Origin of the sequence: Citricoccus sp. SGAir0253 (assembly GCF_005877055.1) — a bacterium.
Classification (GTDB): domain Bacteria; phylum Actinomycetota; class Actinomycetes; order Actinomycetales; family Micrococcaceae; genus Citricoccus.
Map to the genome: position 1 here is coordinate 897,026 of NZ_CP039424.1, position 24,872 is coordinate 921,897.

The 24,872-nt window shown below is 70.6% G+C and carries 22 protein-coding genes; 5 read left to right on the top strand and 17 right to left on the bottom strand.

All coding sequences use genetic code 11. The annotated features are described in order from the left end of the window. Positions 1-155 precede the first annotated feature (155 nt). A complete protein-coding gene (locus tag E7744_RS04155; RefSeq protein ID WP_137773038.1) occupies positions 156-1,364 on the top strand; it encodes a response regulator transcription factor in 1,209 nt (402 codons plus the stop codon). On the opposite strand, the gene E7744_RS04160 is transcribed toward E7744_RS04155, so the two are convergent. The 9 genes from E7744_RS04160 to E7744_RS04200 all read right to left on the bottom strand — a co-directional run bounded on the left by E7744_RS04160 (position 1,339) and on the right by E7744_RS04200 (position 10,515). Continuing rightward, positions 1,339-2,214 carry a type II secretion system F family protein gene (locus E7744_RS04160; RefSeq protein WP_137773039.1) on the bottom strand — a complete coding sequence of 292 codons (876 nt, stop codon included), beginning with the start codon at positions 2,212-2,214 and terminating at the stop codon, positions 1,339-1,341. The two genes, E7744_RS04155 and E7744_RS04160, sit on opposite strands and share 26 nt — an antisense overlap. Positions 2,215-2,224: 10 nt before the next feature. Then, positions 2,225-3,160, bottom strand: a complete 936-nt coding sequence (locus E7744_RS04165; RefSeq protein WP_137773040.1) for a type II secretion system F family protein — start codon at positions 3,158-3,160, stop codon at positions 2,225-2,227. Further along, positions 3,157-4,617 (bottom strand): CpaF family protein, encoded by a 1,461-nt coding sequence (locus E7744_RS04170; protein ID WP_137773041.1) that lies wholly within the window; start codon positions 4,615-4,617, stop codon positions 3,157-3,159. Before E7744_RS04170 ends, E7744_RS04165 begins: the two co-directional genes overlap by 4 nt. Then, positions 4,614-5,813, bottom strand: a complete 1,200-nt coding sequence (locus E7744_RS04175; RefSeq protein WP_137773042.1) for an AAA family ATPase — start codon at positions 5,811-5,813, stop codon at positions 4,614-4,616. The genes E7744_RS04170 and E7744_RS04175 overlap by 4 nt, the downstream gene beginning before the upstream one ends. Beyond that, a complete protein-coding gene (gene cpaB / locus E7744_RS04180) occupies positions 5,810-6,586 on the bottom strand; it encodes a Flp pilus assembly protein CpaB (RefSeq protein WP_168199747.1) in 777 nt (258 codons plus the stop codon). Before cpaB ends, E7744_RS04175 begins: the two co-directional genes overlap by 4 nt. A gap of 40 nt (positions 6,587-6,626) precedes the next feature. Further along, positions 6,627-7,697, bottom strand: coding sequence for a TadE/TadG family type IV pilus assembly protein (locus E7744_RS04185; RefSeq protein ID WP_210417155.1), 1,071 nt, complete (start codon positions 7,695-7,697; stop codon positions 6,627-6,629). Continuing rightward, positions 7,694-8,137, bottom strand: coding sequence for a TadE/TadG family type IV pilus assembly protein (locus E7744_RS04190; protein WP_137773045.1), 444 nt, complete (start codon positions 8,135-8,137; stop codon positions 7,694-7,696). The genes E7744_RS04185 and E7744_RS04190 overlap by 4 nt, the downstream gene beginning before the upstream one ends. Positions 8,138-8,287: 150 nt before the next feature. Next, positions 8,288-8,473, bottom strand: coding sequence for a Flp family type IVb pilin (locus E7744_RS04195; protein ID WP_137773046.1), 186 nt, complete (start codon positions 8,471-8,473; stop codon positions 8,288-8,290). Between the two features lie 350 nt (positions 8,474-8,823). Continuing rightward, a complete protein-coding gene (locus E7744_RS04200; protein ID WP_168199748.1) occupies positions 8,824-10,515 on the bottom strand; it encodes an HNH endonuclease signature motif containing protein in 1,692 nt (563 codons plus the stop codon). A gap of 637 nt (positions 10,516-11,152) precedes the next feature. On the opposite strand from E7744_RS04200, the gene rplM reads away from it, so the two are divergent. Next, a complete protein-coding gene (rplM, locus tag E7744_RS04205) occupies positions 11,153-11,596 on the top strand; it encodes a 50S ribosomal protein L13 (RefSeq protein WP_137773048.1) in 444 nt (147 codons plus the stop codon). Positions 11,597-11,630: 34 nt separating this feature from the next. Next, the gene (gene rpsI, locus E7744_RS04210; RefSeq protein ID WP_137773049.1) at positions 11,631-12,128 is read left to right on the top strand and encodes a 30S ribosomal protein S9; all 498 of its coding nucleotides are present in this window, start codon (positions 11,631-11,633) and stop codon (positions 12,126-12,128) included. Between the two features lie 280 nt (positions 12,129-12,408). Here rpsI and E7744_RS04215 read toward each other — a convergent pair whose 3' ends face one another. From E7744_RS04215 to E7744_RS04235, 5 genes are all read right to left on the bottom strand, one after another. Continuing rightward, positions 12,409-12,876, bottom strand: a complete 468-nt coding sequence (locus E7744_RS04215) for a GtrA family protein (protein WP_137774829.1) — start codon at positions 12,874-12,876, stop codon at positions 12,409-12,411. Next, positions 12,873-14,531, bottom strand: a complete 1,659-nt coding sequence (locus tag E7744_RS04220; RefSeq protein WP_137773050.1) for a glycosyltransferase family 39 protein — start codon at positions 14,529-14,531, stop codon at positions 12,873-12,875. The genes E7744_RS04215 and E7744_RS04220 overlap by 4 nt, the downstream gene beginning before the upstream one ends. Further along, positions 14,528-15,808: a glycosyltransferase family 2 protein gene (locus tag E7744_RS04225; protein ID WP_137773051.1), complete on the bottom strand. Its 1,281-nt coding sequence runs from the start codon at positions 15,806-15,808 to the stop codon at positions 14,528-14,530. The genes E7744_RS04220 and E7744_RS04225 overlap by 4 nt, the downstream gene beginning before the upstream one ends. Positions 15,809-16,578: 770 nt before the next feature. Then, a complete protein-coding gene (locus E7744_RS04230) occupies positions 16,579-19,026 on the bottom strand; it encodes a galactose oxidase early set domain-containing protein (protein WP_246858539.1) in 2,448 nt (815 codons plus the stop codon). Between the two features lie 781 nt (positions 19,027-19,807). Further along, on the bottom strand, positions 19,808-21,076 hold the full coding sequence (locus tag E7744_RS04235) for an N-acetylmuramoyl-L-alanine amidase (RefSeq protein WP_137773053.1): 1,269 nt from the start codon (positions 21,074-21,076) through the stop codon (positions 19,808-19,810). Between the two features lie 316 nt (positions 21,077-21,392). Between E7744_RS04235 and E7744_RS04240 the strand changes: the two genes are divergently transcribed. Both E7744_RS04240 and E7744_RS04245 read left to right on the top strand, forming a co-directional pair. After that, entirely contained in the window at positions 21,393-22,340 is a 948-nt protein-coding gene (locus E7744_RS04240) for a class E sortase (protein ID WP_246858540.1), read from the top strand. Between the two features lie 3 nt (positions 22,341-22,343). Beyond that, complete coding sequence (locus E7744_RS04245) at positions 22,344-22,565, top strand: hypothetical protein (RefSeq protein ID WP_137773054.1); 222 nt, start codon at positions 22,344-22,346, stop codon at positions 22,563-22,565. Positions 22,566-22,588: 23 nt separating this feature from the next. Here E7744_RS04245 and E7744_RS04250 read toward each other — a convergent pair whose 3' ends face one another. The 3 genes from E7744_RS04250 to E7744_RS04260 all read right to left on the bottom strand — a co-directional run bounded on the left by E7744_RS04250 (position 22,589) and on the right by E7744_RS04260 (position 24,868). Further along, positions 22,589-23,092: a DUF4190 domain-containing protein gene (locus tag E7744_RS04250; RefSeq protein ID WP_137773055.1), complete on the bottom strand. Its 504-nt coding sequence runs from the start codon at positions 23,090-23,092 to the stop codon at positions 22,589-22,591. Positions 23,093-23,145: 53 nt separating this feature from the next. Next, positions 23,146-24,117: a siderophore-interacting protein gene (locus E7744_RS04255; RefSeq protein ID WP_137773056.1), complete on the bottom strand. Its 972-nt coding sequence runs from the start codon at positions 24,115-24,117 to the stop codon at positions 23,146-23,148. A 124-nt stretch (positions 24,118-24,241) separates the two neighbouring features. Continuing rightward, positions 24,242-24,868, bottom strand: coding sequence for a flavodoxin family protein (locus E7744_RS04260; protein ID WP_137773057.1), 627 nt, complete (start codon positions 24,866-24,868; stop codon positions 24,242-24,244). Between the last annotated feature and the right edge of the window lie 4 nt (positions 24,869-24,872).

Sequence of the window (24,872 nt, forward strand, 5' to 3'; positions counted from 1 at the left end):
CGCGGGACACGGACACGCACGGGGCACCGCGCGGTCCGGTGCCGACCGGATGACCGAGCATGACGACCGGGCGTGACTAGGGATGTCGGTGAACGCCGGGGATCGGTAGGCTGGCCCGAGCCGGAGGTCCGGCGCCGGGACGGGAGGGGAGCTGGATGCCGAGGCGTGAGACCGCCCTCGTGATCGACGACGACGAGCAGATGCGGTCCCTGCTGTCCGAGATGCTGAAGGAAGCGGGCTTCAACGTGCTCGAGTGCTCCCGCGGGGCGGACGCCGTCCAGGCCGTGGACAATCACGGCCCGCTCCTGGTGACCCTCGACATCGGCCTGCCGGACATGGACGGCTTCGAGACGCTGCGCCGCATCCGCAGCCGCTCGAGCTGCTACGTCATGATGATCTCCGGCCGGGACGACGAGATGGACCTGCTGAGCAGCCTGCAGCTCGGGGCCGACGACTTCATCACGAAGCCCTTCCGCGCCCGGGAGCTGCGGGCCCGACTGAACGCCATGCTGCGCCGGCCCCGGACGGCGGCGCTGCCCCCCGCCCTGCGCACCGGCCGGGGCGGTGCCCCGGAGCCGCGCGGTCCCGTGCGGTCCGTGTCCGGGAACCCGGGCGATGTCCTGGGCGCCGGGGAACCGGTGACGCGGCCACGGACGGACGGCGGTGCCGGCAGCGACGCGAGGGGCGCGGGGGGACCTGCCCGGGGCAACGCGGGCCCGCACGCGACGGGGACGGTGTGGCCGGTCGGCGACCTGGGGCGCGGGGGTCCTGCGCTCGCCGGCGCCGAGCGTCCGGAGTCCGCTCGCCCCGGTTCCGCCCCCTCGCGTCCTGCTCCTCCTGGAAACCGCCACGCCGCGGATCACCACCCCTCCAGCCACCCCGGCTCCGTACAGCGGGACGCGCCTCCCGGAGCGGCCCCCGCGCCGGGGTCGACCGGCTCCACCGGCGTCCCGGGCCCCGCCGCCTCGACGGCCGGGTACCGCCGGGTGCCGCCGGGGCCCTCGGAAGCCGTGCGCCGCGGCGTGCTGTCCCACCTGGGCCTCGTGCTGGACCCCGCCGGGCGCGAGGTGACCGCGGACGGTGTCCCCGTGCCGCTGACCCGGATGGAGTTCGACCTGCTGCACGAGCTCATGCGGGCCGGTGGGGCCGTCAGGACCAAGCAGGACCTGGTCCAGGCCCTGCGCGGGGACGAGCAGTCCGCGGGCGCCCCGAGCGACTACGTCAGCACGGCGGACGAGCACGCCCTCGAGGTCCACATGGGCAACCTCCGGCGCAAGCTGGGGGAGCGGCGCGGCTCCCCGCGCTGGGTGATGACCGTGCGCGGGGTGGGTTACCGGCTCACCCCAAGACCCCGAGGGCATTGATCACCGCCGGCCCGAGCAGCACGATGAACAGCACGGGCATGATGAACAGCATCAGCGGCATGAGGATCTTCACGGGGATCTTCTGCGCCGCCTCCTCGGCACGCAGGCGCCGCCGGATGCGCATCTCCTGGGCCTGGGTCTTCAGCACGGCGGCGATGGTTACGCCGAGCGCCTCCGCCTGGACGATCGCCCGGACGAACTGGCGCAGGTCCGCGCTCGTGTTGCGCTCGGCCATGGCCACGTAGGCGTCCCGGCGGCTGCGTCCGACCTGCACGTCCTGCAGGGTGCGGACGAACTCCACGGACAGGGGGCCCTGCGAGTTGTGGGCCACGTGGGCGACCGCCGCGTCGAAGCCGAGGCCGGCCTCGACCGCGATGGTCATCTGGTCGAGGGCGTCTGGCAGGGCCTTGGTGATCTTCTGCTGCCGCTCCTGCCCTCGGCCGGTGAGCACGAGGTCCGGGACGAAGTACCCGAGGACCGTCAGGGCGAGGGCCAGCAGCAGCGGCAGGGGACCGTGCAGGGACCGCAGCAGGAGCGCCCCGAGCAGGAGCCCGACGCCGGCCGCGATCACCTTCGCGGCGAGCACGCGTTCCAGCGGCCACGAGGCCGGCCGGCCCACGAGGGACAGCTGCCGGTCCAGCCGGGCCCGGAGGGACGGCGGCGTCAGCTTGACGACCAGGCTCCGGAAGGGTTGGGGGGACTCGACGTTCAGGCCGGGGGCCGACAGGCCCCGGGAGAGGTTGGTCCGCACGGCCTGCTCGAGCGGGGTGGCGCCGCGGAACAGGGCCCAGCCCAGGAGGGGGAGCGCCAGGCCCACGGCCAGGGCCGCGGCGATGATCACGGGGGGCATGGTCGTCTCCTCAGAACTCGATGGTGATGACGCGGCGCATCCAGACGCCGCCGATGACGAACATGAGGACGCTCGCCACCAGCAGGCCGATCCCCAGCGGGTGCGTGAAGAACGCGCCGATGTAGGAGGGTTGGATGACGCTCAGGAAGAGGCCGATGGCCACGGGCAGGCCCATTAGGACCATGCCGGAGAGCCGCCCGTCGGCGCTGAGCGAGCGGATCAACCCGATGATCTGCTGGCGCTCGCGGATGGTGCGCCCCACCTCGTCCAGGACCTCGGCGAGGTTGCCGCCGACCTCCCGGTGGATGGCGATCGCCTGGGTCACCCAGTGGAAGTCCTTGCAGTCCATCCGCTCGGCGGTCTCGTGGAGTGCCTCCGAGACGTCCCGGCCGAGCCGGACCTGGTTGACGACGCGGGAGAACTCCTCGCGGGTGGGCGAGTCCGACTCCTGCACGAGGCTGTCCAGCGCGCGCAGCAGGCTGGACCCGGCGCGCAGGCTGCCGGCGATCAACTGTAGGGAGGACTCCAGCTGCCGCGCGAAGGCGGCCCGTCGCCGGGAGGCCAATACGCCCAGGACCACCCGCGCGAGGACGGGCACGAGCACGGCGAGGACGATGCCCAGCACGAGCACCCCGCCCAGCGCGCCGAGGGCGAGGCAGACGAGCATCACCACCCCGAGGATGACCAGGAAATCCGGCGCGGAGACCCGCAGACCGGCCAGGTCGAGGGCCCGGGAGAGGGAGTGGCTGCGCTCGCCGCGCCGCAGGAGCGAGTCGGCGGCCTGGGAGGTGCGGTCGGCCAGCCGGGACAGCAGGCTCGCCGCCTCCGGGCGCTGGACGCGCCCGGCCAGGTTGGCGGCACCGGCGGAGGGGCCCAGCTGCCAGACGGCCAGCAGCAGGGCGGCGTAGACGAGCACCAGCCCGGCCACGATGACGAGGGTGCTCATCGCCGCCCCCTCGCGGGTGCGGCCCCGAGGGGCCCGGAGGGTGCCTCGAAGATGCTCGCCGGGACCTCGATCCCGAGGTCGTGCATCCGCTCCGTGAAGGAGGGACGGATCCCCGTGGAGATCGCCTGGCCGAGGAACCGGCCCTGCGCGTCCACCCCGGCGGCGTAGTCGAAGACGAAGGCGTCCTGGAGCGTGACGACGTCCCCCTCCATGCCCTGGACCTCGGTCACGTGCGTCACGCGGCGGGTGCCGTCCCGCAGGCGGGTCAGCTGGACGATGACGTCCACGGCCGAGGCGAGTTGCTCCCGGATGGCCCGCAGCGGCAGGTCCATCCCGGCCATCAGGACGAGCGTCTCCAGACGGGCGAGGGCGTCTCGGGGGCTGTTCGCGTGCACGGTGGACAGCGAGCCGTCGTGGCCGGTGTTCATGGCCTGGAGCATGTCCAGCGTCTCCCCGCCGCGGACCTCGCCCACGACGATCCGGTCGGGGCGCATGCGCAGGGAGTTGCGGACCAGGTCGCGGATGGTGACCTGCCCCCGGCCCTCCACGTTCGCCGGCCGCGACTCGAGGCGCACCACGTGCTCCTGCTGCAGCTGCAGCTCCACGGCGTCCTCGATCGTGATGATGCGCTCGCCGTCCGGGATGAACGAGGAGAGGACGTTGAGCAACGTCGTCTTGCCGGTGCCGGTGCCCCCCGAGATGATGACGTTCAGCCGGGCGCGGACGCAGGCGTCGAGCAGCTGGGCCATGGACGTCGTCATGGTGCCGAACCGGACGAGGTCGTCCACCTTGAGGGGGTCGCGGGAGAACTTGCGGATCGTCAGGGCGGAGCCGTTGACGGCCAGCGGCGGGATGATCGCGTTGACGCGGGACCCGTCCTCGAGGCGCGCGTCCACGAGCGGGGAGGACTCGTCCACGCGCCGGCCGATCTTGGTGACGATGCGCTCGATCACCTGGCGCAGTTGCTCCTCGGAGGCGAACCGGACGCCGCTGCGGGTGATCCGCCCGTGCTGCTCCACGTAGACGAGGTCCGGCCCGTTGACCATGACCTCGGTGATGGAGTCGTCGTCGAGCAGGCGCTGGATGGGCCCGTAGCCGAGCACGTCGTCCGTGACGCCCCGGACGAGGCGCTGACGCTCCTCGCGGGACAGCGGGATCTCCTCCTGCGCCACCACGCTGGACAGTTCTTGGTGGACCAGCTGGCGCAGCTGGGCGTCGTCGAGGGACGTGTCGGAGAGGCGGGCACCGAGCCGCTCGAAGAGCTGCGCGGAGGCCGTGTCCTTCAGCGCCGTCAACGCATCGCTGAGCGGGGCGGCGTCGCCCGCGGGCGGGGCCGCGGTGGTCGACGTCGGCGCCGAGGCGGGGGCCGGCGGCGTCACCAGCGCAGGGATCTGGGCTGCCGAGGCTGCGGCGCCCGTGGGGGCGCCGCCCGACTGGAGGCGTTCGGAGAGCTTCACACCCGTTCCTTCCGGTGGCGGGCCCGTGCGCCGGCCCCGACGGGCCGCGACGAGCCGTAGTACTGGACGAGCCGCTGCAGTTCCTTCGCGGCGGGATTGCGCGGGGCCTTGAGCAGGATCGGCACCCCCTCGTTCGTGGCCACGCGCATGGCCCGGTGCTCGGGGACCATCACGTCGGCCTTGATCCCGAGGGTGGCCTCGGCGTCCGGGCGGCTCAGCCCGTTGCGGGGGTGGGTCGCGTTGAGGACGATGCGCCGGGACAGCGTGCCGAGTTCCAGCATCTGCAGCACCTCGAGCTCGCGGTGCATGCCGCGGATGCTCGGCACGTCCAGCCCGCCGACCATGACGAAGTCCGTGGCGGCGTCCAGGGCCGAGAGCGTGTGCTCGGTCAACCCGGGCGAGGTGTCGATGACCACGAAGGCGTACTGCTCGGCGAGCTGCTCGAGCAGGTCGGTGACCTGCTGGGGGCCGATCTGGTCGGCGTCCGCGGCGGCCTCGGGGGCGCACAGTACGTAGAGCCCGTCCGGGTGGGGCGTCAGGTGGCTCTTGAGCACCATGCTGTCCCGCAGGGAGTCCGGCTGCACCGCATCCACGATGGTGTGCTTCGGGTACAGGTGCAGCGCCGAGGCGACGTCCCCGAACTGGAGGTCCAGGTCCACGAGGACCACCTCCTGCGGGAAGTCGACGGCCAGTCCGGTGGCGAGGTTGGTCGCCACCGTGGTCTTGCCGGCCCCGCCCTTGGGCGAGAGCACGGGGATCACGCGGCCGCGGGCCGGGACACCGTCATCGCCGGAGGCGAAGGGCCGGCGGGCGGTGGCGCTGCGGGTGGCGCGCTGGACCAGCTCGCGGATCTCGGCGACCTCGGCCTCCGGGGGGATGATGTCCCGGACCCCGGCGCGCATGGCGGACAGCATGAGGTCTGTCGTCGGCTCGCCGACGACCAGGACGCTGACGTCCGGCCGGACCACGGCGAGCGAGGCGGCCATGCGCAGGGACTCCTCCACCGGCAGTCCGTCGCCGAGGACGACGACGTCGAGGAGGGCGGGCCGGTCCAGGCCGGCCGTGACCTGTTCGGGCTGGTGGGGGACGTCGTCGCCGGTCCACGTGGTGACCTGCCCCTCGAGGGGGCCGGTGATCGCCGCGAGGAAGCGCTCGTGGAAGGTGGGGGACGGGCCCAGCAGGGCGTAGCGGCTCATTCGTGCACCTCTTCCTTGGTGACGGGGCGGGAGCCGTCGTCGGTGGTGTCCTTGGTCTGGTGGGAGAGCCAGGTGAGTCCGAACTCCTGGGCGTAGACGAGGCGCTCGGCGTCCGGGGTGTCGAGCGCCAGGGTGACGATCACGGCGTCCTCGGGGACGGCCGGGGCGTCCGGGTCGGTGGAGCCGTTCGCGGACGGCTCCTGGCCGTCGGCCTTCGCGCCGGTCTCCGCCTCGACCGCGGGCAGGCCCTGCACCTGGGTGACGAGGACCTGGTGGAGGGCCAGCTGGGAGAAGGGAATGTCCTTCGACTTCTTCGCTCCCTCCAGGGAGACGAAGACGCCCACGAGGTCGCCGGCCTCGAGCTGGCCGCCGACGACGCGCTGCGGCGCCAGGGCGACGGAGATCTCCTGGAGGCCCTTGGGCACCGGGACCTTCCGCTTCTCCTCGAGTTCCTCGGGGGTGGCGAACCGCGAGGCCAGGACCTGCTCGCCGGGCTGGAGCTCGACGGTGGACACCCGGCCCTCGAGCTCCGTGAGGGAGCGGACGGCGTCGGACGGGACGGCCTTGGCGGGATATTCGGTGGCCTCGACGTACTCGGGCAACTGCTGGGCAGTGGTCCCGGCGGGTACGGCGGTGGTCACGACGTAGACGGAGGTGGCCTTGGCATCGCCCATCGCGCGGCTCTCGGCCGCGGAGACGTACTGGAGGATGAGGACGGTGCCGACGACGGCCAGCAGGACGGCGATGAGACCGCCGATGATGCGCTTTTTCACGATGCTCCTGGGGCTGGTGGGGAGGGTGCGGACCGGGGGATCAGTCCACGAGGGTGACCAGGCGGGTGCCGAGGTCGAGGGGATTGGGGCCGAAGTCGTAGTCCTGCTCCGCGGCGTCGAGGGTGACGAAGGAGACGAATTCGCCGATGATGCCGCGGCAGGTGCCGACGCAACTGTTCGGAGGGGTGGTGTTGTTCTCCCGGCTGCCGCTGAGGTTCCAGCCGTGCAGCTGGAACGAGGCGAAGCCGATGATGCGGTACTGGCCGCTCATGCCGGCCCCCATCACCTCGGTGAAGATGGGCACGAGGACGGGCTCGTCGAGCATGTCGTACAGGTCGTCCCGGCAGGCGTTGGGCACGTCGTTGCCGGGGTTGCCGTCCATGACCGCCGTTGTCGAGGGATCGGAGAGGTCGAGGCCAGACAGGTCGATCGAGGTCCCGCAGACGGTGCTGTCCGGGAGGTCGAGCCAGCCGAAGCCGCCGGGGAGTTCCGGACCGCCCGTGCCCGAGTATCCGGGGGCGCCGCTCGACGGGCATCCGGGGACCGTCTCCGTGGGGTTCGTGCTGGTCCGGATGACCTGCACGCCCGCATCGAGCTGGTACTCGAACTGGCACCAGGAGATGGCGAGGGGGAGCACCCGCGGGCCGCCCGTGGGAACGAACCAGCCGGCCTCCGCGTCAGCCGTCAGGATGGCCTCGCCAAAGTCGGGATCCGCGGCCCGGGCCGGGTCGAGGAGCATCTGCACCACGGGGGCGAACGCCAGCGCCAGCGGATTGTCCGCCGGGGTGGCCGCCGTCACGCGGACGCGGCCGGCGCCGAGGTCGATCTGCGGGGGGTCGGCGGTGGCGTCGTCGTCGTTGGCATTGTCGCTGGCCATCTCGATGGCGAGGCCCTGCGGGTCGCCCGGGCAGGTACCCAAGGCGCAGTCCTGGGCGATGGCCAGCGCGCCGGCGTCGGCGCCGTTCTGGAGCTGGGCCCGTTCGAAGTAGAGCAGGCCCACGTCCACGACGATGGCCGTGAACCCGAGCAGGGCGACCATGAGGAACGCCGTGAGGACGGAGACGGTTCCCCGCTCCTCGTCGCGGAGGCGCCGGCCGAGGCGGGAGGTCACACGCCGCATCTCATCACCCCCGTGCCGGTGAGGGGCGTGGCCGCACCGAAGAGGCCGGTCAGCGAGTCCACGGAGTGGTTGATGGTGACGGTGACCTCGGAGCCGGCCGGGCAGGGGTTGGCCGCCGTCCCGGCCGGCACCACGGCGATGTTGACGCTCGCGGGGGCGATGGGCACCGTCGGAGCGGAGGCCAGGGCGACGTTGACCGCGTCGCCCATGGCGGTCGCCGGTTCGTCGGTGATGGAGACGACGCGGGCCGCGTCGCGGGCCGCGGCGGTCACCTGGATCTGGGCGTTGAAGATCATGCCGAACTCGATGATGCCGAGCACGATGGCCAGGAGCACCGGGACGACGAGCGCGAATTCGACGGCGGCGGCACCGCGCTCGCGCTCCTCGGCGGCGGTGCAACCCGGTGAGACGGGACGGGGCTGCGGGGTCATGCTCGCTCCAAGTCTGGGGATGGACTCATGAACGGCGGAGGCTGGGTGCCGGGGGATCGTCGGCGGGACCAACGCAGAAGGGGCGGCCTGGCGATGTGCTGCCGGCCGCCCCCTCACGCGGTGGGCTGTGTCAGCTCCGCGGATCCGTGATCACGCGATCGGCGTCAGGGAGTCGAGGACCCGATCGAACATGTCGTTCAGCTCGGGGCCGAGCAGGAGCAGGGTGGCGACGATGGCGACTGCGATGAGGCCGACCAGCAGGCCGTACTCGACCGCGGTGGCGCCCTCCTCGTCACGCTTGATCATGGCGAACAGGGAGGTCAGGAAGTGCTGCATGGGATTCTCCTTGAGACAGGTACTGCGGTGATGGACGGGGAAGAGCGCCGGTCGATCGTCTGTTCAGGTGAGTCGGTGGGCTCTTACCGTGCTGTCCTTGGGGACATTTCGAGCGTAAGGCGAATCACATTCTCGTGTCTCGGGAAATGGGCATTCTTGCTTGAAGCCTGAAGATCCCCTGCGAAACGTCGAGTGTCTTGCGGGACCGCTGACCGTCACCGGTGCGCATCCTTGGGGAAACGCTGAACTACGGGCGCCGATCCTCAAGGGCCCGGGCCCACCTCAAGACTCAAGGGCACAACCTCAAGGACCGGGACTTCCAGCAGCTCGGCGGCCGGCGGCCGGCGCCGTCATCGTCGCCAGTAGCGATTGCGCCGAAGCCGTTGCTGTGGGTCGAGGTAGGGCGCGGGGATGAACCATGGCCGCCCCGAGTCCATCTCGATCTCCCAGGCCCCCGCGTGCACCGCGTGATGGTGGTGGTTGCACAGGAGTACCCCGTTGTCCACGGAGGTGGGGCCGCCGCGTTCCCAGTACTGCACATGGTGCACGTCGCACCACGGCGCGGGGATGGAGCATCCCGGGGCGGCGCAGCCGCCGTCCCGGGCGGCGATCGCCTGCCGCAGCCGTGCGGGGAAGAGCCGCTGGGCCCGGCCGACGTCGAGGACCTGCCCCTCCGCCCCCAGCACGACCGGCAGGATGTCGGCATCGCAGGCCAGCGTGCGGATCAGCTGGGGGTGCACGGAACCGGTGAACGTGGCCGAGGACTCGAAGCCGGCCAGGTCCTCGGCCGAGGCGGCGCCGGCGGTCACGAGGTCGCCGAGGAGGGTCCGGTAGTCGATCGTGACGGCCACCTGCGGACGCGTCCCACCGGTCCACGGCAGGGCCTTGCTGTCGGCCACCGACAGGCCGGCGGACAGGCAGGCGATGAGTCCGTCCAGCGACCTCTGATGCCGCGAGCGCGGGTCCAGCGCGGTGTCTGCAGGCCCGTTCGCTGATGGTCCGTTCCCCGCGGACTCGTCCACGGGCCCCGCGGCGCCTCCCGCCGGGGGAACCTCCTCCGCCTCGGGGGCCTCCTCATGGCCCTGCCGCGCGCGGGGGTTGTTCGCGGCCTCGGCGACGGTCCGAAGCGTCTCGTGCTGGGCGTCGTTGGCGGCCAGGAGCCAGTGGTGGAAGCCGTTGCGGCGGCCCTTGTAGACCAGCCCCTGCTCGCGGGGCGCGTCCAGGTCCGTGGGCTCCGTGCCGTCCGGGTCCACGGCGGCCTCGAACCACCGGAGCCAGTGGTGGCACACCCGGCGCAGCATCGCGGGCTCCATGGCCTGGCCCTGGTCCACCATCGTGGCCTCGCCCTCGGTGATCAGCCGCTCGACGACCTCCGGGTCGGCCTCCGCCCGCGTCGCGATCCGCCGGGCCTCGGCGACGGTTCCCCGGACGTGGTCGATGGCGGCGCGGTCCAGGGTGCCGGCGTGCACCGCCGCCGACAACTCCGGCAACTGCGGGGGGAGCGCCTCCCCGGTGAGCACCCGAGAGGCGCACAGCACGTCGGCGTGCCGGAGCCGCCGCTTCGCCTCGGAGGTGTCGATGCGGAGCATGCCCCGGAGGTAGTCCGCGGTGTCCCGGAAGGCGGTCTTGCCCTCCGGCAGCCCGAGGAGCCGCGACCGTGTGGCGGGGACCTCGAAGACCTCGGACGTGTGCCGCGCCAGGGACATCTGCGCCGCCGCGATCGACCGGGCCACGGACTCGAGGGCATGGTGCAGGACGGGCAGCGTGAACGATGCCGCTCCCTCCGTCGCAGCGAGGGGGGTGGGGTGGGTCTCGCCGGCTGTGGTTTTCCCGCCGTCCGTGGGAAGCATGGCGCCCCAGTCGGCTGCGGCCTCCTCCGGCCGTGGCGCCGGCGACAGCTCGTGGAGCGACGCTGTCGAGGCAAGCCTCCGGGTGAGCGATCGCGTGGCCTCGTGGGCCAGGCGCATGAGGTCCTCCAGCGGGAGCCGGTCCAGATGGGGAACCTCGGGGACGTCGAACGGCGGCGTGTGCTGGATCGTCATCGTGCTGCCCCCTCCGCGCTGTTGTCCGGACCATTGATCGAAGATGTGTTCGAATATGACCATCTCAGCACTGCCCGTGCGGCGCCGACAGGGGTTCGCGAAGTCTGTGGATGACACGCCCAGAAGAGGTTCCTGTGCAGGAGCGGCCTGCGGGACCCGGGGAGGGTGCTGGCGGGGTGTTGTCGGGAATCCGCACGGACCGGCGCCCGCCCGTTGCCGGGCGATGGCCGCCGGGGCCCGGCCGGGATCGGCCCGGGTCGCCTCTCCACAGCCGCTCCGAAGCCCTCCGCGGCCTCTCGGTATCCCCTCCGCGCCCTCGCTACCCCCGCCGCCCGCACGGGCCGGGACGGCCGCCGTCGGGCCCGGCGCCTTGCCGGTTGCTTTGCCGGTTCCGGGCCGAACCGGTAGTATGGACCTTCGTTGTGCGTGTCCTTTCCCGGATCCGCTGCGCCCACGGGTGGCCTGGTTGCATGGCCGCTCACGCCCGGGGCGCCGCCGGGAAGCTTTCGGACCCGGCCTCACATCAGCCCTCACCTGGTGTGCCGGTTGCGCACCGAAGAACGTCAGTGCCCGCGCCGAGGACTCACGCCCCACGGCCAGGTCGCTGTAACCGACACCGAAAACGAAGGCAAACACCGTGCGTACGTACACTCCCAAGCCCGGCGACGCCGACCGCCAGTGGCACGTCATTGACGCCACCGACGTCGTGCTGGGTCGTCTTGCCAGCCAGACCGCAACGCTGCTGCGCGGAAAGCACAAGCCGACCTTCGCCCCCCACATGGACATGGGCGATTTCGTCATCATCATCAACGCCGAGAAGGTGGCCCTGACCGGCGCCAAGCTCGAGAAGAAGCGCGCCTACCGCCACTCCGGCTACCCGGGCGGTCTCTCCTCGGTCTCCTACGCGGAGCTCCTGGAGAAGAACCCGGTCCGCGCCGTGGAGAAGGCCGTGCGCGGCATGCTCCCGAAGAACTCCCTGGCCGCCGAGCAGCTGCACAAGCTGAAGGTGTACCGCGGTGCCGAGCACCCGCACGCCGCCCAGCAGCCCAAGACGTTCGACATCACCCAGGTCGCCCAGTAACGGGTCAGCCACCCCAAGTCTTTCAAGGAGAACCATGACTCTCAACGAGAATGAGTCGACCGAGGAAGTGGAGCTGACCAGCTACACCTCCGAGTCCGCCCCGGCCGCCGAGGCCGTCGCCGTCACCGAGCGCCCGGCCCTCACCGTCGCCGGTGCCGCCGTGGGCCGCCGCAAGCAGGCCATCGCCCGCGTCCGCGTGGTCCCGGGCTCCGGCCAGTGGACCATCAACGGCCGCGCGCTGGAGACCTACTTCCCGAACAAGCTGCACCAGCAGGAAGTCAACGACCCGTTCAAGCTCCTCGAGCTCGAGGGTGCCTACGACGTCATCGCCCGCATCTCCGGCGGTGGCCCCTCCGGCCAGGCCGGCGCCCTGCGCCTGGGCGTGGCCCGTGCCCTGAACGAGATCGACCGGGACAACAACCGTCCGGCGCTCAAGAAGGCCGGCTTCCTGACCCGCGACCCGCGCGTCATCGAGCGCAAGAAGGCCGGCCTCAAGAAGGCCCGCAAGGCCTCGCAGTTCTCGAAGCGCTGATCCTCCACCCTTCCGGTGCGGGTGCCTGGCATCCCGCGCCGGAAGGTCCCGACGGCGGCGGCCCGCCTGCCGCCCTCGGCCCACGGAACCCCGTGGTCCGGTCCTCGACGGACCGGGCCGCGGGGTTCCGCCGTGTCCGGGCCCCGACGGGGTCCATGGAGCCATGCCGGGCCTTGAGGACCTGCCCGTCGCGGGCCATGGTGAAGTGCTGGCTCACACCAGCCGGCGGCGTGAGGACACGAGGCTGGTGCCGCGTGCGACGGGAGCCGACCGGGCTCGATCAAGCATCGGGGTAAGGCGAGGAGGGCAGTGGAACCGGTCGCCGCGCCGACGGGGAGGAAGCCTCCTGGGCGGCATAGACCACCTTCAGGTGATAGCCATAGCGGAGGAAGAACGCAGCGAGGAGTGTCACGGACTGTGCCAGCGGACTGAGGACATGGGCCACCTCGACCAGGAACCACAGGAATGGTATGCGGGCGCCTGTCTCCAGGGTGTTGAAGGTGAACGACCTCACGAACCGCTGTGGCAATGACCGGTGGGTACCGGAGAGGTGAGTGAAGACAAGCTTCTCCTGCATGATGAAGTTCGTGATGATGGTGAGTTCCCCGGCGACGATGGCCGCTAGTACGTACTCGGTCTGCAGGGAGATCAGGGCCACCATGATGAGGACGTTGAGCACCGCTCCGAAGGCCCCGATGAGGGCGAACCGCGAGATCTTGGCGTTGGCCAGGCGGACCAGCCTGTTCACCGCTTCTCTCCCGTCAAGGTTGGTGACGCGCCATCCGGCAGCACTTCTCGAATCCTCCATTCACCGAAGGAAACGACAACGCGAGAGTTCTGCAACGCCACATCGGCATCCTTGAGCGCGAGGTTCTCGATGTTGCGAACCGTCGGCGGCCCCTCGACGATCCAGTCGATGCTCCGCCAACCGCCGGGGTGATGGGCATCGTACTCCGTGTCCAAATCCATCTTCTCCAGCGCGATGACCTTCCAGGGATCGTGGCGACCATCTGCGTTGATGTCCTGCCACATGGAGTACGGCACGAGGGCGACGTCTTCCCGTGGCAGGTTCTGCTGTGACCACTGCAATGCCTTGTGCCAGTCGTCGTTGGCCGTGTTGGTGAGGAGCCCCCGATTCATCGAGTACCACGCGGGGATGAGCATGCCGAGGACGAGTGCCGTAAGCGTTCCAGCCACACCCACGGAAACCAGCCTGAGACCTGCAGATGACTTCGTCTTGGCGGCGTGCCGACCGCGGTAAGGGACTCGAGGGAACAGTCGGGACACCGTCGCCCATGCGATGTCGGTGGCGATGGCGATGGCAAGCGCCAGGAGGGGAATGGCCGCAACGATGTACATGGCCGGGAGGTAGCCGTGCCCGATCACCACTGGCGCGGAGAACAGGAGCAATGCGGCGGGTATCCAACGGGCCTCGCGGCGCAGCAGGCACAACAGTGCTGCCCCCATGCCGATGAGTATCAAGTAGCTGTCGTAGTACAACCAGCCGCCGACCAACTCCGTACGTCCGGAGGAGGGATCGAAGAGGCTTCCGGACCCGGGACGAGAGAGGAACTGGAACCTGAGCGCGTCCTGTAGTGAGACGTGGCCGGCCCCGGCGATCAGTTCCCCGCGCAGGACAGCCAGCAAGGGGAAGAACGCCAGGACCAGCCCTCCGACGGACAGGAACCCGATCACGGAGAAGAAGCGGGTCTGCCAGTACGGGCGATGCAGCAAGGCCAGCAGCAAGGCGGGGCCGAAGATGGCCAGCGTCTCCTTGGACAGGACCGCCACGGCGAAGCACGCCCCGGCGCCAATGTGGTGCCACAACTTGAGCTCGAGCGACAACGCCAGGTAGAAGGCCAAGAGGAGCCAGGGTATGCCCACGTTGTCGATGAAGACCTGACGGCCAAGGACGAGGGACAGGGGAGAGAGGCAGAAGAGCAGCGCGCCCATGATGGCGAACGGGAGCGACGCTCTCAACCGGCGCGCCAGAAGGAACACGAGCAACGTGGTGGCGACGAAGAACAGTCCCACGACGTAGCGCATCTGCCCCACGGCCGTCTCGTCTCCGTGGCCCAGCAGGGTGGGGATCCACGACAGCACTGCTAGCTGCAGCCACCCCAGCGGTGGGTGGTCGTACCAGTAGGTATAGGGAGCAAGGCTGCCGTTGAGCGACGAAAGGGCTTGTGCAGTATAGGTGCCTTCATCATCCTGATACGCCGACGCGTGAAGGACGTTCCAACTGGCAACTACAGCCGCCAGCAAGGCCACAATCATCGCTGCTTTCTGGTTCGGCGTACGCGCCTTGGAGAACTGCAGGACAGACGCCACCATGCCGCGGAGACGCGACGACCACAAGACGGCTGCCGGCAGGAATCGCCAGGCCACCACCGCGGGCTTCATGACTGGACCGCCATGTATCCGAGGTGCGAACCGGCATGCTTGGTCTTCTCCCATCTGAAGTCGCTCTGCCTGAACTTAACGAAGGCCCGGAGCGCTGAGAAGGCGAGGAGCATCTGGTAGAAGGGCGTTCCCAGGACGAGCCGGGCATAGTCGAAGAGCCGGATCCGGTATCCGTGGTCGCGCCCGAATTCCCGGAGCATGCAGATGTCGAATGCGAGAGCTGCTACGGCCGGGACCAGGGGGACGAACGTCAGCAGTGCTACGGGCACCGGCACCTTGCCGAAGAGCGCAGTGGCGATGCAGATTGGTATGCAGAGTCCGGTAAAGGCCATGAAGTGCTGCTGAAGGAGCGTCCACCATGCGATGACTCTCTGCCTGAAGGTCGGCAGGGATGCCCAATCACGCTTGGCATAGACCTGCATGAATCCCAAGGACCACCGCGTCCGCTGTTTGACCAGTGCGCGGATCGAATCCGGGGTTTCCTCCTTGGTCACCAAGTGGGGAGAGTACGCGATGACGATCTTCCGGTGGAGGACGGACAGCCGGACACCGAGATCACAGTCCTCAGCCAGGCAGTCACCGTCCCATCCGTCGATGGACCGCAGGACGTCGCGGCGGACGAAGACCGTGTTCCCGCCCAACGGGATGAACCCCCGTTTCGCGTAGGCGTGCAGCCGGGAACGGAACCACATGAAGTACTCCAGGCAGTTCCGCAATGCGTACCACGAGTCGCGGTAGTTGATCAGCTGGACGGCTCCTTGGACGACATCAGCGTTCTTCACCTGGAAACAGCTGTCAACGTGGCGAAGCAGGTCGGGCGCCGCGATCGACTCAGCGTCGAAGACACCGATCACGTCATTGCGGCACAGGGCCAGGGCAGTGTTGAGTTGGCGCGGCTTGCTCTTCACTGGACCGGTGTCCACACTGACCCGGACCATCCCCCCCCGTTCCGCGGCCAACTTCCGGGCGATGGCCACGGTTTCCGGGTCGTCGTCACCGACAGAGATGATCACCTCGACACGCGGATGGTCCTGGCTGCATAGGTGGGCCAGAGTCGTCCGCATGACCCGTTCGCTCTCGTGGCGGCAGGGCATGATCAGTGAGAAGGAGGAACCGAGGGTGGGCAGCAACTCCGTGTACGAGGTCGACGCCTGGGTCCTCGGGTCCCACCACGCATGGGTCGTGACATGCAAGGTCGACAGGGCGATGAGGAACAACACCCCGGAGATCGCGACAAGCAGTGTTCCCAACAGAACGGCGAGTGTCGTGGTCAGCATCGTCAGCCGATTCAGTCGCAGGTGCTATGGGCGAAGGTCCACAGGGGCTGAGTGATAGTCGGCCCATCCAGCGAGGGCCTGGCGGACTGCTGCCCGCCGCCCTGCCCGTCAGTCATCACCTGCATCACAGGCCCTCCCGTCGCGATCGGTGTCCAGGCGTTGCGGGTCGACGCCCTTCCGGCGCACGGCTGCACCATCCGGGAAGTACTTCCGGAGCTCCGAACAGGACCAGCGGTGCTCCATGGTCGACGGGGAAATGCCGGCATCCGCCATGTCCCTGAGATGCCCCGCCATGCTGGGAGGAACCACCGGGACGCACTGACCGTTCTCGCCGTATTCGCGGAGGCACCCGCCGACGCCGTTTCCGCCCGGTGCGTGGACCTGGGACGGAAGGACCTTTCCTCGGAGCGTGGGCGGGGGACCCTGTCGAGCGGGGGAACGGTCCTTGAGGGGATGTTCTGTACCCGCGGCCTGAACCAGCGACGTCTGCTTCCTGTTGGCCGGATGGGTCTCGTCCGACGGTCCCGGATTGGCCGGTCCCAGGCGGGGGGCTGCGGGCAGGCCGCTCAATGGCGACTGGGCCAGCGCCGAGTGTTCGGCATGGTTGGAATCGGCGAACGCCGCCGCGCCTCCACGGGCGGCATATCCCGGCTCCGGACTCCGCGAGTTGTTACCCGACGGGTCGTGCGCCAGGGCTAGGAGAACGGTCAGGCCCAGGGCCACGACGATGTTCCGCACCCATCCGGCTGCCTTGCTGCCTCGGAATCCAGTCATGAGATCCACACCCATTTCGCGATACTCGGGATGTCATTGGCGTCGAGGACCGTCAGCATGTACGGACCGGGCGGCAACAGGTTCGGGTTGTTGGGGATGGTGGCGCTGACAGTCCCGCCCTTGGTGGTCATGGGCAGGTCCACCAGTCGAGCGTTGGTGTCCGTCTGGTGGGTGGCGGACATCGGGGACATCAGCTGTGCTGCCTTGAGGGTGCCCTTGGTTCGCAGCGTGATCTTTTCGCCGTAGGTGGCCTTCGCAGGGGCTGAGGTGATCGCGGGCCGTGTTCCGTTGAACATGTACTTGGGTGAGTAAACGGAGATGCGCAGCTCGAACGAGTTGTTCAGCGGATTGGATCCCAGGACCGCCACCCTTCCGTCTGGCAGGAGGATGGCCGACGAATGGTAATTCCGGCCCACCGGGTCTGGGGTGATGCTGAGCCAGTCATTGGTGCTCGGCCGATACACCGCCGCTGTCATCACGTTGTCCGAGCGGTTGTGGCGCGCCCCGTTGGCCGCCAGGACGGTGCGGTCCGGGAGGTTCAGCAGGTTGACGTAGCCCTTACCGGGACCTGGGAGATCGGGTCCGGGCACATAGGCGGGATTGGGCTGGGACAAGTCGATGATGTCCACCAAGTTGATGGCCGGGGAATTCATGTCGGTGTTCCCGCCACCGACGATCATGACCTTCTGGTCCTGTGCCGGGCCGAGGAGAACCGACCCAGCCTGGTCGCGCAGGTCCTTCTCTCGTAGTCCGGGCACGTCCCACATGCGGGCGCTCTTCCAGTCATAGAGGGAGGCCCCCGTGCCCGGCAGGCCGTTGCCGAAGGTGTGGCTGCCGGAGTAGAACAACCGCCCATCGTTGAGCAGGTACATGTGGGGGTAGGTTCCCCAGTAGCTCCACGTCTGCGGCACGCTGGCCGAGGGCAGCCATTTCCGGGTCGAGGTCTGGAACATCTCGGTGAGGACGGTCCCCTCCGCCTTCTCGTCCAGGCCGCCGGCGGCCCAGACATCTCCGTTCCCCAGCTTGGTGAGGGTGGGGTACCAGTGCCCCCCCGCCATGTCACTGACCGGATGGAACCTGTCATTCGTGGGGTCGAAGTAGTAGCTCTTCTTCGAGCCCTTGAACGTGGTGGGGCCTTCGCCTGCGGTGGGGTAGGCCAGCGTCCCACCGCCCAGCAGGACCTTGCCGTCGGGCAGCGTCACGTGGCCGGCACAGAACATGTCATAGGGAACGGGGATGTCGGTGAAGACGCCCGTGGCTGGGTTCCACACCGAGGCCTTGAACGTTCCCGCTGCGAAGGCCGCGCCCTCATTGCCAGACCCCGCGATCAGCAGCAATCTGCCATCACTCAGGAGCGTGGAGTGGACCGACCGCAGTGGCATGGGTGCCTTGAACACTTCCCACGACCCTAGCTGGGCCGGCGTGCCTGGAGGTGGTGGAGGCGGAACGACTTCCTTCAGGGAGTAGTTGGTCGTCTTCAGCGTTCCGTTGGCGTGGAGGGAGATCCCGAAGGACAGGGCGTCGACGCCCTCGGGGATGACGGGGGTGGTGGCTGAGGCGGTAGTCCAGGCTTCCGAGGCTGCCGGTTGGGCCAGATCAGTCCAGTACGCCCATCCTGCCGCCGTATGCGTGAACACCGTGATCGAGTTACCCGGGGACGTGGACTTGTACTCGACTCTGAGGGTGTATGTGCTTCCGGCCTTGACGGCAGGGGCACACGCAGGGGTTTCGGACTGCACCAGCTTGGCATCGCCGCTGGAGTAATCGCTCATGGTGATGGACCAGGACCGAGAGCCGGCTGGAGCAGTCGTCGGGATGTCCGTGGACAGCCCTTGCGATACCGTGCGGGCGCCCCACCCTGTTGCCGTGAAGCATTCCGGGACCGGACTTCCCGTGGCAAGGGTGCCGTTGGTGACGAGTTCCCCATCATCAGGCGGGGGTGGGGGAACGGTGCTGGTGGCGAACAACGAGTAGTCGTCGGTCGTCAGTTCTCCATCGGCTGCGATGGACAAGCCGAAGACGATGCGGTCCGTTCCGGCCGGAATCGGTGGTGTTTGAACCGCGGCTTCCGCCCAGTCCGCCGACGCGGGGACGCGTCCGAGATCCCCCCAGTAGGTCCAGCCGCCGGCAGTGTGCCTGAAGGTCGTGATGGACACCTCAGTCGTGGCCTTGTACCAGACGCCGAGATTGTAGGTCTGGCCCTCGGTCACTGAAGGTGCGCAGTCCATGGTCTCCTTCTGGAGAGCCTTCCGGTCACCGGACGTGTAGCCGGTGATGGACACGGTCAGGGCGCGCTCACCGGTCCGGCCGGGCGCGAAACTCCAGGCTCCTGCAGTGCCCCATCCCGCGGCGGTGAAGCAATCAGGGAAGTCGGCACCGGTCTCGAGCGAGGGGTTGCTGACGAGGTTGGGACCAACGCTCTCGGCAGCCGAGACCGGGCGCACCGGGACGCCCCAAGAGCTCAGGAGGAGGCACAGCGTGGCCAAGGTCGCCAGGAGGACTCGAAGCCTGACGCGTGGCAGAATCGGGGCCCTCCTGGTTCGGCCCTCCGTATGCACGGGCAGCGACGTGGCCGAAGTCATGCCGGACCTACCTGTGGACTAGACGCACATACCTGTGCCGGGACGTGAAGAGACACCATTCCCCCTGGGAAGACCTCACCTGGGTACCTCGAGCCACGACGAAAGGAACCTGCCGTCTGGCCATGGATGCGCTCCAGCAGTCAATCTATTGGACGGGAGGCGCTGACTCGCCCATTGGGCGTCACTCTGTGGATCACGTGGATACGACGGTAGGAGCGTCCACTCGTCTCCACATGGGTGCCCGGTACTCATGCGGCACCTGACTCCTCAGTTCCCGTACTCGAATGGCACGCGGAATGACGCGCTCGGTGGAGGGACGGCACTCGTCCCCGTCATCTCGGCCCATGTGGGGCCCGCGAGGACGGCTTCTGAGGAGAATCGAGAGATACAGGTGAAACACCGCGGCGCGAAGGCGGGGATGGTTCCCGATGGTCCTCACCAAGCGGCCAGGGCCGCTGGCAGGGAAGCCAGGGCCCGTCCGACACGCTGGTTCCCGCCACAGGGTGCGTGCTCGCCCCGGGTCGCCGTCCCCGCCGTTCCGGTCACCGGTGCGAGGCTCGACGAGGAGGCAGGAGTGCGGCGCTCCGCAGTCAGGTCTCGTCGATGCGCGGCGCCCCGGCCCGGGACGCCCACGTCACGTCGTCTACCGCCCGCGCTTGAGCGAGAACCAGGTCTGCGGGCCGGCGACGCCGACCGGGGGCAGACCGCGGGAGGACTGGTAGGAGCGCACCGCGACCTGCGTGGCGGGGCCGAACCGGCCGTCGACGACGACGCTCCTGCGCAGCGTCGCGGACAGGCCGCGCTGCAGGTGCCGCACCTGGGTGCCCGAGTCCCCGCGGGACAGCGAGGTGCCGCGTGCCGGCCGGGTGACGATCGAGCCCCACGTCCGCGGCCCGGCCACGCCCTCCACCGACATGCCGAGCGCCCGCTGGTAGGACCGCACCGCCCGTTCGGTCCGCGCGCCGAAGACGCCGTCCACCGCTCCCGGGGAGTGGCCGGCGTCGCGCAGGGCGGACTGCAGGCGGCGGACCGCCGCGCCCCGGGCCCCGCGGCGCAGGCTGGGGTAGCTGCCGCCTGCTCCGGCGCTGCCGGCGCTCCCGCCGCCGGCCGCGCCGGCGAAGCCCAGGGTGCTGCCGCCCAGCGCCGCCGCCACGGCGCGGCGCAGCGCCGGCAGCCGCGCGTAGAGGGCGTCGCCGCAGCACTCCGTCCGGGCGCCCGGGACGTCACGGTGGGCGATGATGTCCTGCACCCGGATGCCGTACCGGCGGCACGCGTAGGCGCACAGCCGCACGAGCGCGTTCCACTGCGCCGCCGTCGGGAGGGCGCTGACGTACATCCCGTCCACCTCGATGCCGATCGACTCGTCGTTGAAGCCGTAGGCGTGGGCGCCCTCCACGAACCGCGTCCCGGCGTCCAGGGCGGCCGCGGAGCCGTGGCGGCCCTCGAGGACCTGCCCGCCGCGCGCGATGGTGAAGTGCTGGCCCGTGTCCGCCCAGCCGCGGCGCAGGTGGTTGCGCTGGAGCAGGCGTCCCAGCGCGTGCGCTGCCCCGGCGGATGTGCCCGCTCCGTTCTCGTGCGCGGTGTGGTGGATGACGAGGTACCCCGGGCGGCGCGCGATCGTGTGCAGGTGCCGCCGTGGCGGGCGGGCGCCCCAGGCGGCGGTGGTGATGATCGCCGGGCGGCCCACGGCGTGCGCGTGGGCGGCCTCCGGGGCGACGGCGGCGCTGCCCACCGCGAGCGCCCCGAGGGCCGCGGTGCCCAGCAGTAGGCGGCGGCGGGAGAGTTCCGGTCCGGGGGAGGGCGCCGTGGTGGACCCGGGCGCCGGGAGGCCGGCGCGGCCGTCCCGCGGCCCGGGGCGGGGTGACGTCGGGCGAGGCGACGCGGCCTCGGCCGGGGTGGGGTTCTCGGTCATGTCAGGCTCCCATCGGCGGTGGCTGGCCGGTCGGGTGCGCCGGCCCGGGGAGGGGGCGGGTGCAGGGTGACCGGCGGTCGCGCGCACCGTAGGCACAGGCCGGCGGGGGAGTGGTCGAGAAACGCCGAGGTCAGGACAGGACGGTACTTAAGTGCATAGCCACGGCCCGCAGAGGCGCGGGACGAGCGGTGGGCAGGCGTCCAACACGCGTCCGACCGCATCCTCTCCCGTGGGAGTGGGGTACGGGGCACTCGTGCCCGGGCCGGGGCTCCTTCCTAGTCTCGAAGGTGTCGATCCGACGGGAAGGTAGGTCGTCATGGCGAAGCCCCGCGGTGCCGCCGCCTCGGCCGCCCGGCGCGCGACGTCCACGATCCTCCGGGGCGGCGCCGAGCTGCTCCTGACCGCCGGCGTCCTCATGCTCCTGTTCACGGCCTGGCACCTGTGGTGGACCAACCTCGCGGCGGACGAGGCGCAGGCCTCCGCCGTCGCCGAGACCGTCCGGGAGTGGAGCGGCCAGGACGACGGGGCGGTCGAGACCTCCGCGGCCGGCGAGCCGATCCGGGCGGAGGACGGCACGGGGGCCGCCGCGGTGCGGGCACCAGGGGCGGAGGAGGCCATCCGGGCGGAGGCCCCCGGGGCCACCGCCGAGGCTGCCCCCGAGACGGGGACCGGGAACGGCGCGGGGAGCGGCACCGTGCAGGGGCCCGGCGCCGAGCAGGCCGCCCGGGACGGCGGTGTCCCGCAGGCCGCCGGGCCGGCCCTGGACAGCGGGGTGTGGGGCATCCTCTACGTTCCCCGCTTCGGGCCCGACTACGCCAAGCCCATCGCCGAGGGAGTGGACCCGGACGTCCTGGACTCCGTCGGCATCGGGCACTACCCGGGCACGCAACGTCCGGGACAACTCGGGAACGTCGGCCTGGCCGGGCACCGGCAGACCCACGGCGGGGTCTTCTGGCACATGGACAGGCTCGGTCCCGGAGACCGGGCCTACCTCCAGACCCGGGAGGGCGTCTACACCTATGTCTACCGGAGCACGGAGATCGTGCCCCCTTCCGGGATCCAGGTGCTCTACCCGGTGCCGGGGGACAGCGGCGCGGTCCCCACGAGGAGGCTCCTGACCCTCACCACGTGCCACCCGCCCTTCACCACGGACCTGCGCATGGTCGTCCACCTGGAACAGGGCTCGTTCGTCCCGGCCGGGACCACGGCGCCGCCGGAGGTCCGGGACGTGGTCCGCCGGGCCGCCGGCCTCGAGGGAGCGTGAGCCGTGTACGCCTGGATCTTCCGCCACCTGCCCGGACCGCTGTGGCTGCGCGTCCTCGAGTCGCTGGTCCTCCTCGGCCTGGTCCTCGTGGCGCTGGTGACCGTCGTCTTCCCGTGGGCGAGCCCGTTCTTCCCCTGGACCGCGTCCACGGTGGAGGCCGTGACCGTGCCCGTTCCCGCGTGGCCCTGGGGCGGGGGCGCCGGGTCGGGGCCACTCGGGGGCTGACGCGGGCGACGGGCGGGGCGCTCCTACCGCAGGCCGAGGCCGAGGATCCAGAACACCCCGACGGCGAGGGCGACCCAGCCGAGGACCTTCCCCACCGGCGCCCTGCCGCCCAGCCGCTCGGCCTTCGCGGCCTTGGACAGGGCGATGGGGCCGAAGATGATGCCGAGGCTGCCGAACACGATGCCCAGGATGCCCAGGACCATGGCGTTGCGGGCGGCCCGGTCCGCGGCGGCCTGCTGGGGGTCCGGCAGGCCGGGGAGGGGCCCGCCGGTCGGATAGGCGGGTGGGTACGCGGGCGGGTAGCCGGCGCCCCACGGCCCGGGCGGGCCCGGGTGGGGATAGCCCTGCTGGTAGTCCGGGCGCTCGGGCGACGGCGGGTATCCGGGGCCGGGCTGGCCGCCGTACCGCGGGGCGGCCGCGTCCTGGGCGTCGGCGCCGGTGGCGGGATCCCCGAGGCCGGGCTGCAGGTACCACTCCGGCGTGGAGCCGCGGTGGTCGTCCGGCCGGTCGGACTGCTGGTCGTTCATGTCGCCCCCTGGGTGCCCGTGATGGGGCCCGAGCCTACCGGTGCCGCAGGAGTTCAGCACCCCTCGGCGCGGCCGCGCTTCCAGTAGCCCATGAAGGACACGCACGTGCGGTCGATGCCCAGGTCCTTCACGAGGTGCCGTCGGATCCCGGTGATCGTCCCCGCCTCGCCGGCCAGCCAGGCGTACCAGCGCCCGCGCGGGCCCTCGTCCGGCACCTCCCACAGCCGACCGTCCTCGGCCTCCGCGGGGCCCGGCGCGCCGCCGTCGGGTCCCTGGGGGTCCGCCAGCCGGCCGCGGTCGGCCACCTCGGCCCCGTGCTCCCGGCCCCACGCGTGCAGGGCCTCGGTGAGCGCCTCGCCGTGGGGGCGACCGTCCCGGGGCAGCCAGTGCACCTGCACGGAGGCGAGGGTCATCACGGGCAGCACGTCCGCCGCCGTGGGCACCTCGAGGTAGACGTGGCCGGAGTGGCGCTCGCCGAGGGACTCGAGGATGGAGCAGATGGCGGGGGCGGCGGTCTCGTCACCGGCCAGCAGCAGCGTGGTGGCCTCGCCCGGGTCGAACTCGATGCCGCCGCTGCGGCCGCGGCCGCCGGTCTCGGAGCGCTCGTCCGGGCCGATCACCACGATCTCGTCCCCCACGGCGGCCGTGCTCGCCCACGCCGAGGCCGGCCCCTCCGTGCCGTGCAGCACGAAGTCGACGTCGATCTCCCGGGCATGGGGACGCACGGCGCGCACCGTGTAGGTGCGCATCGGGTTGCGCTCCTCGTCCGGCAGCGCGCGCCAGCGCTGGTACCACTCCATGACGGCGGGGGCGGGGTCGGCGAACAGGCCGATCTCCGGCAGGGTCCCGTCCGGCCGCGGGATCATCAGCTTGATCCGCTGGTCCAGGCCGCCGGTGCCGAAGTGCACCAGGTCCTCGCCGGTGAGGGTGAAGCGCACGAAGTGCTCGCTGAGCGGGCTGATCCGGGCCACGCGCGTGCGGTACGCGCGGGTGGTCGGGTAGGTCCGGGTGGCCGTCACGGTCATGGTCGGATGCTCCGTCGGGTCAGGGTGCCGCACCCCCCTTTGAGGTAAGGCTTGCCTAAATAATCTACGGAGCCATGGCCTAATGCGCAATGGGAGGTCGTCATGTGACGTGCGAGGACGGGCCTCAGCCGGCCGGATAGGGCTCCCCGCGCAGCAGCCGGGCCAGGTGCACGGCGTTGCGGACGAGCCCGTCGTGGGTCGCGGCCACCGGTTCCGGCACCTCCTCGAGGTCCTGGTAGTCCACGGTCTGCATGGCCTCGCCGACCCAGTAGGTGCCGCCCTGCGCCGGGACGGAGAAGCCGACGTCGTTCAGGCCCTGGAACAGCTGGGCGATCGTGTGGTGGGCGCCGTCCTCGTTGCCGACCACCGCGACGGTGGCGACCTTGTCGTACATGACCGGGCGGCCGGCGTCGTCCGTCTCGGAGAGGTCGGCGTCGAGGCGCTCGAGGACCTGCTGGGCCACGCTGGCGGGGTGTCCCATCCAGATGGGCGTGGCCAGGACGAGGATGTCCGCGGCGAGGACCCGCTCCCGGAGGGCGGGCCACTCGTCGCCCTCGCCCATGTCCACCTCCACCCCGGGCCTCACCACGTGGTCCACGATGCGCACCGAGGAGGTCCGCACGCCCCGGGCCTCGAAGCGGTCCAGCAGGTGCCGGGCCATGAGCTCGCTGCTGGAGGGCGCGGGGGAGGGCGTCAGGGTGCAGACGAGGGCGAGGGCGGACAGGGCGGGGGTGGGATCGTGGTCGGTCATGGCG

Excerpts from the sequence above, each read along its gene's own strand:
- E7744_RS04235 (WP_137773053.1), bottom strand. The coding sequence starts at position 21,076 with ATGACCGAGAACCCCACCCCGGCCGAGGCCGCGTCGCCTCGCCCGACG.
- E7744_RS04165 (WP_137773040.1), bottom strand. The coding sequence starts at position 3,160 with ATGAGCACCCTCGTCATCGTGGCCGGGCTGGTGCTCGTCTACGCCGCC.
- E7744_RS04160 (WP_137773039.1), bottom strand. The coding sequence starts at position 2,214 with ATGCCCCCCGTGATCATCGCCGCGGCCCTGGCCGTGGGCCTGGCGCTC.
- E7744_RS04220 (WP_137773050.1), bottom strand. The coding sequence starts at position 14,531 with ATGAAGCCCGCGGTGGTGGCCTGGCGATTCCTGCCGGCAGCCGTCTTG.
- E7744_RS04175 (WP_137773042.1), bottom strand. The coding sequence starts at position 5,813 with ATGAGCCGCTACGCCCTGCTGGGCCCGTCCCCCACCTTCCACGAGCGC.
- E7744_RS04240 (WP_246858540.1), top strand. The coding sequence starts at position 21,393 with ATGGCGAAGCCCCGCGGTGCCGCCGCCTCGGCCGCCCGGCGCGCGACG.
- E7744_RS04250 (WP_137773055.1), bottom strand. The coding sequence starts at position 23,092 with ATGAACGACCAGCAGTCCGACCGGCCGGACGACCACCGCGGCTCCACG.
- E7744_RS04195 (WP_137773046.1), bottom strand. The coding sequence starts at position 8,473 with ATGCAGCACTTCCTGACCTCCCTGTTCGCCATGATCAAGCGTGACGAG.
- E7744_RS04255 (WP_137773056.1), bottom strand. The coding sequence starts at position 24,117 with ATGACCGTGACGGCCACCCGGACCTACCCGACCACCCGCGCGTACCGC.
- rpsI (WP_137773049.1), top strand. The coding sequence starts at position 11,631 with ATGACTCTCAACGAGAATGAGTCGACCGAGGAAGTGGAGCTGACCAGC.
- E7744_RS04225 (WP_137773051.1), bottom strand. The coding sequence starts at position 15,808 with ATGCTGACCACGACACTCGCCGTTCTGTTGGGAACACTGCTTGTCGCG.
- E7744_RS04200 (WP_168199748.1), bottom strand. The coding sequence starts at position 10,515 with ATGACGATCCAGCACACGCCGCCGTTCGACGTCCCCGAGGTTCCCCAT.
- E7744_RS04190 (WP_137773045.1), bottom strand. The coding sequence starts at position 8,137 with ATGACCCCGCAGCCCCGTCCCGTCTCACCGGGTTGCACCGCCGCCGAG.
- E7744_RS04260 (WP_137773057.1), bottom strand. The coding sequence starts at position 24,868 with ATGACCGACCACGATCCCACCCCCGCCCTGTCCGCCCTCGCCCTCGTC.
- E7744_RS04155 (WP_137773038.1), top strand. The coding sequence starts at position 156 with ATGCCGAGGCGTGAGACCGCCCTCGTGATCGACGACGACGAGCAGATG.